Raw genomic sequence first — 15,560 nt, 5'->3', positions numbered from 1 at the left:
GATTGAATAAAAAGTTAATAATAGCAAAAACAGAGGAAATGGTTAGAGATCGGTTGTCAAACGAGAGAACAGGCCATGATTGGTATCATATAGAACGTGTGACAAAACTAGCTCAACAAATTGCTATGGAAGAAAATGCAGACATTTTTATTGTAACTTTAGCTGCTCTATTGCACGATTTGGCTGATGATAAGGTTGTTGCCAATGAAAAAGAGGGAATGGATAATATACAAGCATGGTTAAAAGATTTTAATATACGAGAGGTAGATTGTGATCACATTATACAGATTGTAAGTACAATGTCCTTTAAAGGAGGGAATAACCAGCTTGTCAATTCCTTGGAAGCTAAGGTGGTACAGGATGCAGATAGACTCGATGCGATTGGTGCAATCGGAATCGCGAGATGCTTTATTTATGCCGGGAAAAAAGGAACTGCCATGTATGATCCTACTATCGAGATAAGAGAAGAAATGACAGTAGAGGAATACAGAAAAGGAAAGTCTAGTGGACTTCACCACTTTTATGAGAAGCTACTAAAACTGAAGAATCTAATGAATACGAAAACAGGATATCAGCTAGCTATTGAAAGACATGCATATATAGAGCAATACTTAAAGCAATTCTTAAAGGAATTTAAGCTGAATGATACAAATATCGTTGATTTTATTAGGGAATAGGGACATGTGGAAAATCGATACATGTCCTTATTTAGCTCTAGCATAATTTCTCAATGGCAATAATAAAAGGTGGGTGGTTTATTTGATTGATAAATTGATATTGTAATACCTGATAACAGGATTGATCTAAATTGCCACAGAAATCGAGTACTTTTTCTTTTTCTTCCTTCCCACCCATATGTCCATGATAAACAACGATAACGATTCTTCCATTCGGACGAAGTCGTGTCAAAATGGATTGAATGGCACGAATAGTGTTTTGTGGAGTCGTAATAATTTGATGGTCTCCTTTAGGCAGATAGCCAAGATTAAATATGGCTCCTGCAAGTTCATCATTTGTAGGAATATATTTTTCGCAATTTTCATGGCCGTCATGTATCAGTTTTACATTTTGTATATTATTTTTCGATAATAGTGTGGAGGTGTTTTCTAAAGCTTTTTCTTGTATATCAAATGCAAAAACGTTCCCGTCTTCCTTAACTAGTTGACTGAGAAAAAAGGTATCATTTCCATTACCACATGTTGCATCCATTACAGTATCCCCTTGTCTGACAACCTCTTCTAACAAATGATGTGAATAAGCTAATATTTTTTTCATATTATTTCTTCTCCTAATTTTTACTTGATGAAATTTTGAAAAGATGGCTATCTTCCAATTTATTTTAACAAATAAAAGAAGTATGAAAAATAAAAATTACCTCACAATAAACATGAGGTGATAAAAATGACGACGAGAGATTCAATCGAGAACTTATTGATTGAAGGACAGCATATCATTCAGCAGGCAGAAGAGCAGTTAGATATGTCAAATCGAAATCAATTTGAAATGAACGAAGATTATTATAATGCACAATTGGAATTAGAAAAGCTAGCCCAAGGAATAGAAAGAGTATTGAACAGTGCTAATGCCCAACAAAAAGAACAGCTTCATCGATTTCAATTAATCGTGAATGAAAAATTGAATGATATGATTATGGATCAAGTGGACCTAACCGAATTAGATGATTAAACTACTTCAGACCTCTGAGGTAGTTTTTTTGATTTAGAAGTGGAGTAGGTAATATTCCATGTATGAAATAGATATTGATTAAACATTTGTATTAGTGTACTATTTAAATAGTACACTAATGCAAATGAGGGGTGGAGCAATGAATAATTACAAAGGTTTATGGAATAAAGAAATGAAAATGATGAAGGGATTTCAACTAGTTGTTATTATAGTGATGCTAGGCATGATATTCTGGTCACTGTTTTTAAACAATGACTCGGACAATTTCCAAAACTTTTGGGAAGTGATTGCTATATTAAACTTGGGGCTAGTATTAATGCCAGCAACCTTATTGTTTAGTCTAAATATGGAGGTACATCAGCTGTCCTTATTACTGTATAATCGAAATGCTATTTTTAGGACGATACAGGTTAAGTTTCTCCATAGTATTTGGGTAACCCTTGTGTTCTTTGGCTGGATGACTATCTTTTTGTTTGTATTAAAGTGGATAAATTATTTAGAGGTTACTTCGAATACTTTAATTAGTATCTTATTCGTTTTATTCCATTACACTTTTATGATCGGATTATGGTTAAATGTCATTGTTTATGCTGCATGGGTTATTCATCGAATGCTCATCACAAGGGTAGGTTTTCCTATCAGCATACTTTGTTTAGTTGGTTTAGCTATTTTATTCAGCAAATTGTTCAGCTGGTCTGAGCCCCTCATTAATTGGATCGGGTCATTATGGACAATATCCTTCAGTTATTTTGAAGATCTGGCACTGGATTTAATTTTTATTACACAATATAACCAAATATCTCTAAGCTTATTTATCTTTACGGTGGGGATCTTGTGGCTACTTTATTACTTATTCACTTTGCTTTTAGAAAAAAAAGTGGAGGTTTAGCATGAAGGGAAAATTTCAATCAGATAAACCAATTTATCTCCAAATAGTCGACCAAGTAATCCAAGAAATTGTCAGTAATAAACGGAAAAAAGGGGATAAGCTTCCATCAGTAAGAGAGTTTGCGATTGACCTTGGTGTAAATCCAAATACAATTCAACGAGTCTATCGAGAATTAGAATCGAGAGGAATGGCTATATCTAGAAGAGGCCAAGGAACCTTTGTAACGGAGGAGCAAGAAATGATAACTAAATGGAAAGAAAAGCTGAAAGAACGGTATATTTATGATTTTATAGAGGCTATGGAAGCTCTTGGCTATTCATTAGAAGAGATTAAAGAAAATATGATGGATGAGAAGTGGGGGGGAGACTCGTGATTAAAGTAAAAAACATAAGTAAAAAAATGGGATGGAAATCTATATTGAAAAACTGTAATATGACAATACCGATCGGGAAAATAATTGGTATTATTGGAGAGAACGGTAGTGGCAAAACTACCCTCTTAAAAACAATGGCAGGGATCCTTCATCCATCTAGTGGAACTGTTTCATTGGATTCCAATATAAAAGACCGAAGTCAGATCATTGCCTATAGTCCAGATAACGAGTATTTTTATTCTTACTTTTCTGTTCAAGAATTAATAAATTTTTACCAGTCTCAATACGATGATTTTCAGCTAGAAAAAGCAAAGGACTTACTAAATTTTTTTCAGCTAGACTCTAATGAGAAGATTCAATACTTATCTAAAGGTCAATTAGGACGAGTGAAAATTACGGTAACACTTGCACGTGAAGCACCTATTTTATTACTAGATGAACCACTTGCCGGTTTAGACCCAATGGTAAAAAGTAAAATTATACAAGGTATCATTCAATTTATTGATCTTAATTATCAAACCGTGATTTTGACAACACATGAATTGTTAGAAATAGAGTCTTTATTGGATGAGGTAGTAATAATGAAAGAGGGAACAATTATCGATCAAAAGGATGTAGAAGAGATTAGAGAAGTGAATGGCCAAAGTGCTCAGGAATGGCTAGAAAATAATTATTCCGTACAATAGTAGATATTTTTGTAAGTTGCTCCCGCTTTTTGCATCTATGCAGATATTGTAAGTTACCCCCACTTTTTTGCGTCTGCGCAGATATTTTTGCAAGCAGCTCCCGCTTTTTGCGTCTGCGCAGATATCTTTGCAAGTTACTCCTGCTTTTTTACGTCTGCGCAGATATTTTTGCAAGTTACTCCTGCTTTTTTGCATCTGCGCGGATAATTTTGCGAGATATTGTTCAGAGTATCATTGTCTCTATTTAGTTTTGTTGGGAAATTTATCTGTTGTATTGATTGCCAGCAGGCTTATACAAAGTGATGGAAGTATCGTTTGTCATCTCCGCTTAGCGATAAAAAAGCCTATACCTATAACCCAAATGTAAGAAAAGAAGAATATCCATAAGAAAAAAATAGAAATTTGTTCATTCCCTATAAGAGTGAAAATGGCTAATGATAGAAATAAAAAAGCTAGGAAAAGATGTGATGTATATGCAAAAAAACGGAAAACATTATGAATGATTCGTTCATCAGCTTCAGGAAGATTGTCTTTTTTTCGTTTCTGCTTAATTCCTTCGATAATTGATAAAATAATCAATGCTAAAAACCCACCTACTATTACTTCGTATGGAAATTCATCTTGAAAAAGATAATAAAGAAATGATCCTAATACAGAGCCAATAAAAATACATGTATAAATAAAAAACGGAATCCATTTTGTAAAAATGGCAGCTAATTCTTTTCTTTTTCTGCTGTTCAATTTTTGTCCTCCTCTAAAAAAAATATCTCTTCAATTGGTAGATCAAAATAGTCCACTAGTTTTAATGCTAATTCCAAGCTAGGGTTATATTTATTCTTTTCAATGGCATTAATTGTTTGTCGTGTCACTTGTAAATCTTCCGCCATTTTTATTTGAGTAATTCCTCTTCTCTGACGTATTTCTCGTATATGATTAACCACTCCCATTAATCACCCTCCAATAAAGTGTAAAGTTTTCTTTACTTTCATAATATCAAAGTAAAATAAAAATGTAAACATATCTTTACATTCTCCGCGAAAATTCACTCCATGATAATAAAAATTAACTCAGTACCTATTGACTAATATCAAAAATGATATTATTATTAAAAGTGATAATAATGATGAGGAGAATGAAAATGGATAATAGCAAATGGAAAAAGTTATTACATCCGGTTCGAATGGAAATTATTCAAACATTAGCCGGAGGAAAAGAACTTACAGCCTCTCAACTTGCTTCACTTCTACCCAATGTTCCTCATGCAACCTTGTACCGTCACATCAAATATTTGCATGATATAGGCTTGATTATCGTAAAAAAAGAAATACCGAAGAGAGGTACGATGGAAAGGGTATATAGTCTAGCAAAAGGTGCTGATAGTATCGCACCAAATGACCTAAAAAGTTTATCCAAGGAGGAACATTTAGATTTATTTACTACGTTTATTTCCAATACAGTACAAGACTTTGGCAATTATTTAGAGCAGGGTAATCATGATTTTTTAGCAGATGGTGTTAGTTATCGACAAGGGATTTATTATATGTCTGACGATGAGTTTAAGGAGTTTGTCTATGAATTGAAAAAAGTGTACCAAAAATATCAGTCAAATGAGCCAACTGAAAATAGAAAAAAAAGAAAGATTACAACAGTTATGATACCGATGAAGGGAGAAGGATAGCGATGCAAAAAAAAGAATTGATAATGAACGGTGAGGTGCAATTATCTGGAACTGTTAGTATGCCTAAAGAAAACTTGAATGGTACCGCAATCATTTTTATTCCAGGTTCGGGGAAAATCGATCGTGATGGCAATGTTCTTAAACCAAAGGTGAATTTTAATATTTACAAAGATCTATCCGATTATTTGGTAGAGCTAGGCTTTATAACGTTTCGTTATGACAAAAGAGGAGTAGGAAAAAGTGAAGGGAGTCATCTTGCGACAGGGTTATATGATTCTATTCAGGATGTGAAAGCTATAATCGAGCATTTAAGAAATGATCCAGCTTTCGGTTTGAAAAATATTTTGCTCTTAGGACATAGTGAGGGGACCATGATTGGTACAGCAGTTGCAGCAAGTACAGAAGTAGATGGCCTAATTCTGTTAGCTGGTGGGGGTGAGACGTTAGAAGAAGCAACAAAACGTCAGAGAGAGCTAAGCTTCCAAGCATTAGAAGAGAAGAAAAATATTACTGGTTGGTTATTTCGTACCTTCTCTTTAGCAGAAAAAGCAGAGAAAAAAAACCAACGCTTATTTAAGAAGATGAGAGACTCGGATAAGGATATTATAAAAGTGCAGATGATGCCATTACCTGCTAAATGGTTGAGGGAACATTTTGATTATGATTTATTAGGCGATTTAAAGAAATTAACCTGTCCTGTTCTAGCTGTTACTGGAAATGTTGATATTCAAACAGATGCTGAAAAATTAGATAGAATAAGGGAATTAGTAGCAGATGCACAGTGCTATGAGCTCGAATCAATGGATCATATGTTAAAAGAAGAAACAGAAGAACCAAATATTTTAGATGCAAAAAATGCATATAAGAAAAACGTCCACAAGCCATTGCATCCTCAGCTAAAAACAATTCTAGAAAACTGGTTATTACGATATAATGAAAGTAATTAGAATTACTGGGATATAACGGGGTGAGGAATGAAATGTTTATTCATTTCAATTTGATAGAATGGTTTGCCACGATCATTTCATGGTCTATTATAGGGTTCATTGCCTTTAAGATTTATCAAAAAAAGACAGATGATTTAGAGAATTGGAAGTTGGTTTTTATTATTTTGATTGGCTTCCTAGCATTAGATCTTAATTGGGCTTCTAGGAGCCATTCGATCAGTTTCGCAGTTATACCTTTAGGAGTACTAATTTTAGCATTATTCTTGAAAAAAAGAGGTTCATGGGAAAAGTATAAACCATATGCATGGTTAGGTTTTTGGGCAAATTATATTTTCTTGTTTCTATCCTTAATTGCTAATCTTATACATGGTCAAATCTATGATAAAAGCGATATTCATACATTTATCTCAGATACGAGTAATATGGAAGTGATCAATGTAGATACCTCTAAAATAGAATATTCTGTTAGTCTTAGTAAATTGATGGAAATGGTAGAATCGGCCTATTTAGAGGAATCAGATGATTACTATTGGATAGAGGAAGATTTGCACACAGAACAGGGTACTCCTAAACAATTTCCCTATCAACTTATCGAGGTAAACCCGAAATGGGGAAGTGGTATTGATGCGAGTATTTTTCTTGAGAAAGACCGCCAAGGGATATTGATTCTTACAGAGGAAGAGAATTATTATTTTCGAACAGCAGAACCTTTTTAAGATGGTTTTTAGAAAATTTGTTGAAACATTTTCACCTTTTCAATCGTACAACTACTATAGACAAAAAGAAAGGGGATAATGAATGATAGGGGTTATAATTGCAACATTATTGTCAATGATTTTATTTATGGTAGGGGTAATAATTACTGTTACCGTATCAAAACTAAATGCTTCTAGACTATTTAAACAAGGTTTGACTTTGTTTATCGTTGGATTTGTTATAACAGCCATTGTGTATTATTTTGTCATGCCAACCATTACGGTTCCAAACATGTTAATTGCTAATACGATTATTGCCATAGTACTTATACCTTTGTATCTTTATATGATTCAGCCAGGAGAAAAAGCTGAAACAAGTGTACTAAGACCAGTTATATCGATTCTTGGATTAGCAGTAATAGCGATAGTGGTGGTCATGATTGTTAGTATTACGTCATTGGATGAAGCACATGATTCCATTTCCACTGCTGAGCAAGAGGAGGCGAAGCCACTCTCTAAAGAGGAAACACCCATAACGGTTGCTCCTGAATTTGCTCGCAATAAAATTCAAAAGGCGATGAGTGTTGTCCCAAATCCACAGTTCTATGATTTAGGGAAATTACAAGTACAACAATTAAAGGGTGAGGTTGTGTATGTTGCACCTGTAGAATTCTCGGGTTTTTGGAAGTTTGTTAGAGGGAAGGAAACAGCAGGTTATTTTACTATTTCCGCAACCAATGTAAATGCCCAACCTCAATTTCACGAAAGTTCCATGCAATATACGAACAGTAGTTACTTTCATAAGTATGTTAACCGCGTGATTTATAACAAATATCCACAGTATATCCAAAGTGGTGAAGCACAGATTGAGGTTGACGAGGATGGAAAGCCATGGTACGTACAAACTGTATATCGACCAATGCACATTACTAATAAACCAGACATGCAGCAATTAAGAGTCGTCGTCATTGATCCGCAAAGTGGTGAGATGGATATGTATAAAACAAGTGATGCACCAGAATTTATTGAGGGCTCGATTAGCTCGGAATTAGCCACCTTGGAAAACAAATATTTTGGTAAATATATTCATGGCTGGTTAAATAGTATTTTTGGAAAAAGAGATGTAAAAATTCCAAATGAATCAGGCTCTGAGACGGGTGTTACACCGATGTTTGATGAAAATGGAGATATGTACTACTTTACTGATTTAACATCACCGAAGGAAAATATCGATTCTGCTCTAGGGTATACTCTCATACATGCTAGGACCGGTGAACTAACATATTTTGGTGGACAAAAGAATAGTGCCATAATGGATAGTGAAGGAGCAAAGCAGATTGTCAATAAAGAATATCCGGAGAAGAATTGGAAAGGATATATGCCAGTACTGTACAATATTGATGGGAACCCGACATGGGTTGTAAATGTTCTAGATCCAAACGGCTTACACAAGCAATTTGCTTATATCAAAGCAAATGACTCTGACTTTGCTGTGTTTGGTGATACCGCCAGAGCAACATTGGATGCATATCGTATGGCTCTCCTTCAGAACCCTGGTAATGTTGGAGCGACAGATGAAGCAACATTGGAAACACGCAGTGGTGAAGTCAATCGTGTATTGGTAACCTCCACTGAACAAGGTCAAATGGTACAATTTCTCTTAACAAATGATCAAACCATATACACCGTTAACGCAAGCAAAGCTCCACTGTCCATTTTTTTAGAAAAAGGTGATACGATAACCGCTCAAGTCCAGCTTCTAGATAATGGAACTGCAACTGTGGAAGAAATACAAATAAAAAGTTTAACGGAATAAAACATATTGTCACTAAAAAATACAACCCGGACTTTATCTGAATGATAGGAGATAAAGTCCGGATTTTTTTAATCAGCGAAAGCACACAAACCGCAGTAATAAGCTATAACAAGTTTTTTTCCTTTTTTAACCTCCGATAAATCTCCATACATGTTAGCATACATAGAAATGCCGTAGTAGCTAGGAAAAAATAGCCTGCCTGCATTCCTAATTGATTACTAGCTTCATAGGTTGATCTAAGCGAAAGGTTAGTTACTAATTCAATAATATATCCAACAAGTAAATTAGTGATAACTGTTCCAATTCCAATGAGGGTAACAGTAAAGGTAATGGCAGTATCTGTTCCTTTTGTGTATTTTTTCGCGAGTAATGCCATCATTGTTGGATAAATAGGACCAATCCCGAATCCTGCAATTGCAAAGAGAATAGCGAAGGAATCGCCAAGAAAAATTGGAAGCATACTAGTAATACCGGCAAATGCTGAAAAAATTATGATCGAAAACGTGTATCCTAGTCGATCTGTTACAGGACCTAACAAAAGTCTTGCAAGCATGAACGAAAAGAAAAAGATGGAGAGCATAACGGATGCATCATCAAGCGTCCATGCACTGACACGTACTAAATAATTAACCAACCAAGCAGCCATCCCTAGTTCAGTCGTTACACCCATTGTTAAAGCGAAAACAATTAACCATGCAATAGGATCTTTAGCTAGTTTTTTGAAAGAAGTCCTATCTTCAGATTCGGTACCATCTTCTTTTGGAAATCGGCTAAATACTATAGGTATTATTGGTAATAAGGATATGGCAAGCATGATCATATACATTTCGCGCCAGCCTAACACAGTAGCTGAAATTTCCCATCCCATGATTTGGGCAGCAACAATTGGAGCTACCGTTGAGCCTAAACCATAGAAAAAGTGAGAGAGGTTTAACATGGTCCCTGTGTTTTTAGTAAACAGTCGGGCGGCAATAATAGCTAATCCAATTTCCAACATACCATTTCCTAAATATAGGATGAAATAGGCCCCAACTAATGAAGGGAAGTTAGTAGAAAAATAGATTAACACACCCGAGCCAGCCATTATTACAAAGGTTAGAATGCTCGTAGCTTTTACCCCGATTTTGTTAATTAACCAAGAGGTAAATGTACATGCTAGTAAAAAACTAAAGGAATTAATCGCAAGCAGTAGTCCTAATTTTCCGTCACTAAGACTAAGCTCTACCTGCATATCAGGTAGTGCAGGTCCCTTTATATTTTCTGAGACCCCAAATATCAAGAAACCACCAAAGATAACAATCAATAATAAGACGTAATTTGTTTTCTCTTTAAAAATCATTTGTTGTTTTCTCCTATGTATGAAAATTATTTTCCAAGACTATTCTATGTTCACATGATCAAATTGTAAACGCTTATGCTCAAAAATATCAAACATATTTCTATACGAACATAATAGAATTGTTTATACTATTTTAGAAAGCGATTACAAAACAGAGTGAGGTGACGACAATGAAAGCATTAAAAACGAAAACACTGAACTTAAAAGATATCGAGATTACGGATGAATTTTGGAAGGGTAGAATTGATTTGGCAAAGGATATCATCATTCCATATCAGTGGGACGCATTAAATGATCAAATACCGGATGCTGCACCAAGTCATGCCATAAAGAATTTTGAAATTGCTGCAGGACTAAGTGATGGAGAGTTTAAAGGAATGGTATTTCAAGACAGTGATGTCGCCAAATGGTTAGAAGCTGCTAGCTATAGCTTAATCTATCACCCTGATAAGGAACTCGAGCAAACAATAGATGAAGTAATTGAACTAATAGGGAAAGCACAACAAGATGATGGTTATTTAAACACTTATTTTACAGTAAAAGAGCCAGAGAAAAGATGGGCAGATATTAGTCATGGCCACGAACTTTATTGTGCTGGTCATATGATTGAGGCAGCTGTTGCCTATTATAATGCAACAGGCAAAAAGTCATTGATTGATATTGTTTGTCGATATGTTGATTATATAATGACAATAATTGGGCCAGAACAGGGAAAAATACAGACATATCCAGGGCATCCAGAAATAGAATTAGCCTTGGTCCGACTATATGAGGTAACACAAGAACAGAGATATTTTGAATTAAGTAGGTATTTTGTAGAAGAAAGAGGAAATCAACCAAGTGTTTTCTTAGAAGAGGAAACATTAGGCTTAGGTCATCAGGATAAATGGTTTGGCTTAGATTACCATCAGGCACATCAACCACTAAATGAGCAAACAACAGCTGAAGGACATGCGGTTAGAGCTGTGTATTTATATGCAGGAATAGCAGATATCGTGAAATATACACAGAATAAAAAATGGAAGATTCAATTAGAAAAATTATGGGAAAATGTAACACAAAAGCGAATGTACATTACTGGTGGCATTGGTTCACAAGGGCATGGGGAAAGATTTACGCTTGACTATGACTTACCAAATAATGTTGCCTATGCAGAGACTTGTGCATCGATTGGTTTGGTGTTTTGGGCCCAGCGAATGCTACAAATAGAAGCAAAAAATGATTATGCAGATGTACTGGAAAAAGCACTGTATAATGGCGTATTAAGTGGTATGTCCTTGGACGGTAAGAAGTATTTCTATGTGAATCCATTAGAAGTAGCACCAGAATTAACGGACTATCGACATGATCATGTTCATGTAGAGTCAGAACGAGTAGGATGGTTTGGTTGCGCCTGTTGCCCACCGAATGTGGCAAGATTATTAACTTCTTTAGGTAACTATATATATACTCAAAAATCGGATACGATATATCATCATTTATATATTGGTAATAAAACAAATTTTACGATCAACAAACAGAATATTGTTTTACAACAAAAGACTACTTATCCTGCAACCGGTGAGGTGAGAATTACTTGTTTTACCGAGAATGAGGTACAGATGACCTTAAAGCTGCGTAAACCTAAATGGAGTAACAGTCCATCGTTAAAGGTAAATGGAGAGCTTCAAGAAGTCGTCATTGATAACGGAGGATATATAACAATGGAACGAAAATGGAGAGACAATGACACCATTTGTTTAACTTTTGATATGACACCAAAAGTAATTAGCTCTCATCCTAAGGTACGCGAAAATGTTGGAAAGGTAGCAATACAACGAGGACCAATTGTCTATTGTTTGGAAGAGAAAGATAATGGTGGCCAACTCCATTCCATATGCATTAATCCTAAATTACCAATAACAGAAGAAAACAATCTCCAAATATTAGGATTTCCAGCTTTAACTGGAAGCGGAGTAAGAGAAGTGAATGATAATGACACTTTATATAGAGAGTATAGGGAACCAGAGTTGAAACAAATAAAATGGAAGGCAATACCATATAGTTTTTGGGGGAACAGAGGAAAGGGAGAAATGGCTGTTTGGCTCCGAAAAATTTAATAGACGAGGCTGGGTATAACTAAGTAGGGAGAGCGAGAATCCGAACAATTTTCTATATGGAGTGGATACAGTACACAATCATAATGTTCGGCTTTTTCCTTCTCTCTTACTGTTTGTTCCAACTTTATTAACTTTACATAAAAAGCTTCCTTCTATATAATACAACATATATTAATAATGTTGTATTATATAGGATGAAGGAAGTCTTATGCTTTCTTATTAAAATCTCTACGATCCCTTACCATTTTGGTGCAAGGAAAGACACTGTTAAGTTTTTCTAAGAATTACGATACCCTTAAGAAAGCCTGATTAAAGTATGGTATGATGATAGAAGGAAATGTTTGGGATGGAAGGATCAGGAGGAAGAGAATGATCGACTTTACAAAGAGGCAACAAGAAATTATCGAAATACTTAAAAAGCATGAACCGATTACGGCAGAGCAAATCGCTGAAATGCTAGGAGTTAGCAAGGGAACCATTCGCTCAGATTTGGCAGTATTAGTGATGACAGGTAATATTGAAGCAAAGCCTAAGGTAGGATATTTTTTAGGGAAAAAAAATCTAAATCGACTAGAACGATCGGATTGGTGGCATCGTACACCAGTAAAGGACATTCAAGGAGTGGCTGTAACCATTGACGCGACAACTACTGTAAATGATGCTGTGATATCCTTGTTCTTAGAGGATGTAGGTACGCTTATTGTTGTTGACGAGGAGCACCATTTAACTGGAATCGTTTCGCGAAAGGATTTACTAAAGGTTACGCTAGGCAATGCGCAAGCAGCATCCATGCCTATCCAGCTTGTTATGACAAAGCAACCAAAGGTTACCACTGTAACACCTGAGGACAGTGTCTATGAGGCTGCGAGGAAAATGATTTATTATCAAATTGATAGTTTACCTGTTGTAAAGGAAACAGATAATAAGCCAAATCTTCTAAAGGTAGTGGGCAGAGTAACCAAAACAAACATTGTGAAAGCATTAATTGAAGTGGAATCAGAAGCATAGGACAAAGGGGAGCTTAGAAATGGTACACAGTGATTCATCTATCTATGTTTGTTCAGATGCAGTAGGGGAAACTGCAGAAGCGGTTGTTCGGGCGACAATTAGGCAGTTTACGAGTAAAGAAGTAGCTATAAAAAGGTATAGTCATATACAGTCAGAGGACGAAATAGAGCAAATAGTGGGCGAAGTAAGAGAGAATCATAGCTTTATTGCATATACGCTTGTACAGCCTGAATTACGAGCAAAAATGCAACAGGAAGCTATTCGAATGGATATAAGAGCAGTAGACGTTATGGGACCAATGATGCAAGCATATATTGATACGTTTAATGATGCACCTAAACCAGATCCAGGACAAAGACAGGTATTGGATGATGAATATTTCAAACGTATTGAAGCAGTAGAGTTTGCAGTAAAGTATGATGATGGTAAAGATGTAAAGGGATTATTATTAGCAGATGTCGTTCTTATTGGGGTTTCACGAACGTCGAAAACCCCATTAAGTATCTTCCTTGCCCATAAAGGAATTAAAACAGCTAATTTACCCATTTTACCAGATATGGAGGCACCTGAAGAATTATTTCTTCCAGCTAATCGTATGGTTATCGGGCTAACGATTGATCCTGGGCACCTGTTAAAAATTAGAACAGAGCGATTAAAAACATTAGGATTACCACCACAATCCAAATATGCTTCTATGGATCAAATAAAAAAAGAATTAAGAACAGCAGATCAATTAATGCAAAGGCTAGATTGCCCGATCATTAATGTATCTGATAAATCTATAGAAGAAACAGCGGGTATTATTATGAAGATTAGATCGGATAAATAGTCATATTTAATAGAATCTGAAAGAGGAAGTGTCTTAAATGAAAAAAAGAGTGCTCGTAACGGAACAGTTTCCAAGTTCCATTATCCAATTTTTAGAGCAGGAAGTAGAGGTTGAATATTGGGGAAAACCAGACCAAATGCCGAGGGAACTCTTACTCAAAAAAGCAGTTAATATACATGGGCTAATTACTGGAAAGGATCAAATTGATCAGGCATTAATAGAGGCCTCTCCGAAATTAGAGGTGGTAAGTAATGTCTCTGTTGGCTATGACAATTTTGATGTGGAAGCAATTAAAAATGCCAAATTATTAGCAACTCATACACCTTATGTATTAGATGAGACTGTAGCAGATTTAATTTTCGGGTTAATTATGGCAACATCCCGGCGAATAACTGAATTAGATCAATATGTAAAGCAAGGAAAATGGAAATTTTCTCTTGATAAAACCTTGTTCGGAACAGATGTTCACCACAAGAAATTAGGAATTATTGGAATGGGGAGAATTGGTGAAAAGGTAGCAAGAAGAGCTAGGCTTGGATTTGAGATGGAGGTAGCCTATTTTAATCGCCATCGAAAACAGAATGTTGAAAAGGATTTAAATATTCGTTATGAAGAAATGGATGCACTATTAGAGAGCTCAGACTTTATTTTACTATTGACTCCACTAACGAAGGAAACCTATCACCTCATCGGAGCTGACTGTTTCCACAAAATGAAGAAAACGGCTTTCTTTATTAATGCAGGGCGTGGTCTTGTTGTCGATGAAAAGGCATTAGTGGAAGCATTAAGGCAAAATGAAATAGCTGGTGCAGGTTTAGACGTTTTCGAACAGGAACCAACGGACCCAAACAATCCATTATTACAGATGAAAAATGTCGTGACATTACCACATACCGCATCTGCCACAATGGAAACACGGAATCAAATGAAGTGGTTTGCAGCTAAAAATATGCTCCAAGGATTAAAAGGAGAAAAACCAGATGCACTCATAAAGGAATTGCAGTAATTTCTTTTTTTATACGTTAGGAAAGTGAACATTGTTTGCAGGGAGTAAAGCGACGAAGCGAAAATTTTGAGGTCCTAAGTATAAGAAAAGCTAACGCATCTACCAAAAGAGGAGTGAATGCGAGTTTTTCTAACCCTTTTCAATGGAAAGGGGTTTTTGTCATGCTGGTTCAACATCATGACACTAACTAAAAAATCTTCTAAATCAAGAAAAATATTGTATGATAATAATAATGAGAAAATACACTAAGATACAAGTAGGTGGAAAGGTTGCAGTTAATTCGTAATTCAATGGCATTCCCTGTTGATAACTTTTTAGGTTTGTTCATCTATGCACTAATTTATATGTTACTAGCTGGTCTTATTGCGACTCTTGCTTTACACTTTATTCCTAATCGCATTCCATATGCAATTAAGAGCATTCTTGTGTTTATAGCTGTTACATTAAGTCTTTTATTATGGTGGAAGACTTTTTTTCCTTTGTAAAAGTATGTTAAGGGTTGATCATCC

At 35.4% G+C, this 15,560-nt stretch carries 18 protein-coding genes; 14 read left to right on the top strand and 4 right to left on the bottom strand.

Annotated elements, in window-relative coordinates:
• The first annotated feature begins 2 nt into the window (after positions 1 to 2).
• Positions 3 to 677, top strand: a complete 675-nt coding sequence (locus ACZ5N5_RS17910; protein ID WP_109984624.1) for an HD domain-containing protein — start codon at positions 3 to 5, stop codon at positions 675 to 677.
• A 37-nt stretch (positions 678 to 714) separates the two neighbouring features.
• On the opposite strand, the gene mnmM is transcribed toward ACZ5N5_RS17910, so the two are convergent.
• Positions 715 to 1,275, bottom strand: a complete 561-nt coding sequence (gene mnmM, locus ACZ5N5_RS17905; protein WP_464372857.1) for a tRNA 5-(aminomethyl)-2-thiouridylate-methyltransferase MnmM — start codon at positions 1,273 to 1,275, stop codon at positions 715 to 717.
• A 126-nt stretch (positions 1,276 to 1,401) separates the two neighbouring features.
• On the opposite strand from mnmM, the gene ACZ5N5_RS17900 reads away from it, so the two are divergent.
• From ACZ5N5_RS17900 to ACZ5N5_RS17885, 4 genes are all read left to right on the top strand, one after another.
• On the top strand, positions 1,402 to 1,686 hold the full coding sequence (locus ACZ5N5_RS17900; RefSeq protein WP_054787489.1) for a DUF2524 family protein: 285 nt from the start codon (positions 1,402 to 1,404) through the stop codon (positions 1,684 to 1,686).
• Positions 1,687 to 1,825: 139 nt separating this feature from the next.
• The gene (locus tag ACZ5N5_RS17895) at positions 1,826 to 2,575 is read left to right on the top strand and encodes a hypothetical protein (RefSeq protein ID WP_464372856.1); all 750 of its coding nucleotides are present in this window, start codon (positions 1,826 to 1,828) and stop codon (positions 2,573 to 2,575) included.
• Between the two features lies 1 nt (position 2,576).
• A complete protein-coding gene (locus ACZ5N5_RS17890) occupies positions 2,577 to 2,948 on the top strand; it encodes a GntR family transcriptional regulator (protein ID WP_109984622.1) in 372 nt (123 codons plus the stop codon).
• Positions 2,945 to 3,634, top strand: coding sequence for an ATP-binding cassette domain-containing protein (locus ACZ5N5_RS17885; protein WP_464372855.1), 690 nt, complete (start codon positions 2,945 to 2,947; stop codon positions 3,632 to 3,634). The genes ACZ5N5_RS17890 and ACZ5N5_RS17885 overlap by 4 nt, the downstream gene beginning before the upstream one ends.
• A 318-nt stretch (positions 3,635 to 3,952) precedes the next feature.
• On the opposite strand, the gene ACZ5N5_RS17880 is transcribed toward ACZ5N5_RS17885, so the two are convergent.
• Together ACZ5N5_RS17880 and ACZ5N5_RS17875 are read right to left on the bottom strand one after the other, a co-directional pair.
• The gene (locus ACZ5N5_RS17880; protein WP_464372854.1) at positions 3,953 to 4,375 is read right to left on the bottom strand and encodes a hypothetical protein; all 423 of its coding nucleotides are present in this window, start codon (positions 4,373 to 4,375) and stop codon (positions 3,953 to 3,955) included.
• The gene (locus ACZ5N5_RS17875; protein WP_054787487.1) at positions 4,372 to 4,581 is read right to left on the bottom strand and encodes a helix-turn-helix domain-containing protein; all 210 of its coding nucleotides are present in this window, start codon (positions 4,579 to 4,581) and stop codon (positions 4,372 to 4,374) included. Before ACZ5N5_RS17875 ends, ACZ5N5_RS17880 begins: the two co-directional genes overlap by 4 nt.
• 191 nt (positions 4,582 to 4,772) lie before the next feature.
• Between ACZ5N5_RS17875 and ACZ5N5_RS17870 the strand changes: the two genes are divergently transcribed.
• The 4 genes from ACZ5N5_RS17870 to ACZ5N5_RS17855 all read left to right on the top strand — a co-directional run bounded on the left by ACZ5N5_RS17870 (position 4,773) and on the right by ACZ5N5_RS17855 (position 8,770).
• Entirely contained in the window at positions 4,773 to 5,312 is a 540-nt protein-coding gene (locus ACZ5N5_RS17870; RefSeq protein WP_181397519.1) for a helix-turn-helix domain-containing protein, read from the top strand.
• A 2-nt stretch (positions 5,313 to 5,314) separates the two neighbouring features.
• Entirely contained in the window at positions 5,315 to 6,259 is a 945-nt protein-coding gene (locus tag ACZ5N5_RS17865) for an alpha/beta hydrolase (RefSeq protein ID WP_277678838.1), read from the top strand.
• A 32-nt stretch (positions 6,260 to 6,291) separates the two neighbouring features.
• Positions 6,292 to 6,975 carry a hypothetical protein gene (locus ACZ5N5_RS17860; RefSeq protein WP_464372853.1) on the top strand — a complete coding sequence of 228 codons (684 nt, stop codon included), beginning with the start codon at positions 6,292 to 6,294 and terminating at the stop codon, positions 6,973 to 6,975.
• A gap of 82 nt (positions 6,976 to 7,057) precedes the next feature.
• The gene (locus ACZ5N5_RS17855; RefSeq protein WP_464372852.1) at positions 7,058 to 8,770 is read left to right on the top strand and encodes a DNA-binding protein; all 1,713 of its coding nucleotides are present in this window, start codon (positions 7,058 to 7,060) and stop codon (positions 8,768 to 8,770) included.
• A gap of 103 nt (positions 8,771 to 8,873) precedes the next feature.
• Here the strand turns inward: ACZ5N5_RS17855 and ACZ5N5_RS17850 are convergent, their stop codons facing one another.
• Positions 8,874 to 10,109, bottom strand: a complete 1,236-nt coding sequence (locus tag ACZ5N5_RS17850; protein ID WP_464372851.1) for an MFS transporter — start codon at positions 10,107 to 10,109, stop codon at positions 8,874 to 8,876.
• Positions 10,110 to 10,279: 170 nt separating this feature from the next.
• Between ACZ5N5_RS17850 and ACZ5N5_RS17845 the strand changes: the two genes are divergently transcribed.
• The 5 genes from ACZ5N5_RS17845 to ACZ5N5_RS17825 all read left to right on the top strand — a co-directional run bounded on the left by ACZ5N5_RS17845 (position 10,280) and on the right by ACZ5N5_RS17825 (position 15,536).
• On the top strand, positions 10,280 to 12,208 hold the full coding sequence (locus ACZ5N5_RS17845; protein WP_464372850.1) for a glycoside hydrolase family 127 protein: 1,929 nt from the start codon (positions 10,280 to 10,282) through the stop codon (positions 12,206 to 12,208).
• A 369-nt stretch (positions 12,209 to 12,577) separates the two neighbouring features.
• Complete coding sequence (locus ACZ5N5_RS17840) at positions 12,578 to 13,216, top strand: helix-turn-helix transcriptional regulator (protein WP_054859617.1); 639 nt, start codon at positions 12,578 to 12,580, stop codon at positions 13,214 to 13,216.
• A 19-nt stretch (positions 13,217 to 13,235) separates the two neighbouring features.
• Positions 13,236 to 14,045 carry a pyruvate, water dikinase regulatory protein gene (locus tag ACZ5N5_RS17835; RefSeq protein WP_109984567.1) on the top strand — a complete coding sequence of 270 codons (810 nt, stop codon included), beginning with the start codon at positions 13,236 to 13,238 and terminating at the stop codon, positions 14,043 to 14,045.
• A 37-nt stretch (positions 14,046 to 14,082) separates the two neighbouring features.
• On the top strand, positions 14,083 to 15,051 hold the full coding sequence (locus tag ACZ5N5_RS17830; protein ID WP_464372849.1) for a 2-hydroxyacid dehydrogenase: 969 nt from the start codon (positions 14,083 to 14,085) through the stop codon (positions 15,049 to 15,051).
• A gap of 269 nt (positions 15,052 to 15,320) precedes the next feature.
• Complete coding sequence (locus ACZ5N5_RS17825; RefSeq protein ID WP_109984565.1) at positions 15,321 to 15,536, top strand: hypothetical protein; 216 nt, start codon at positions 15,321 to 15,323, stop codon at positions 15,534 to 15,536.
• Positions 15,537 to 15,560: the final 24 nt, after the last annotated feature.

Source organism: Gracilibacillus sp. JCM 18966 (assembly GCF_055392695.1).
This window is presented reverse-complemented; position numbering and strand designations above follow the sequence as displayed.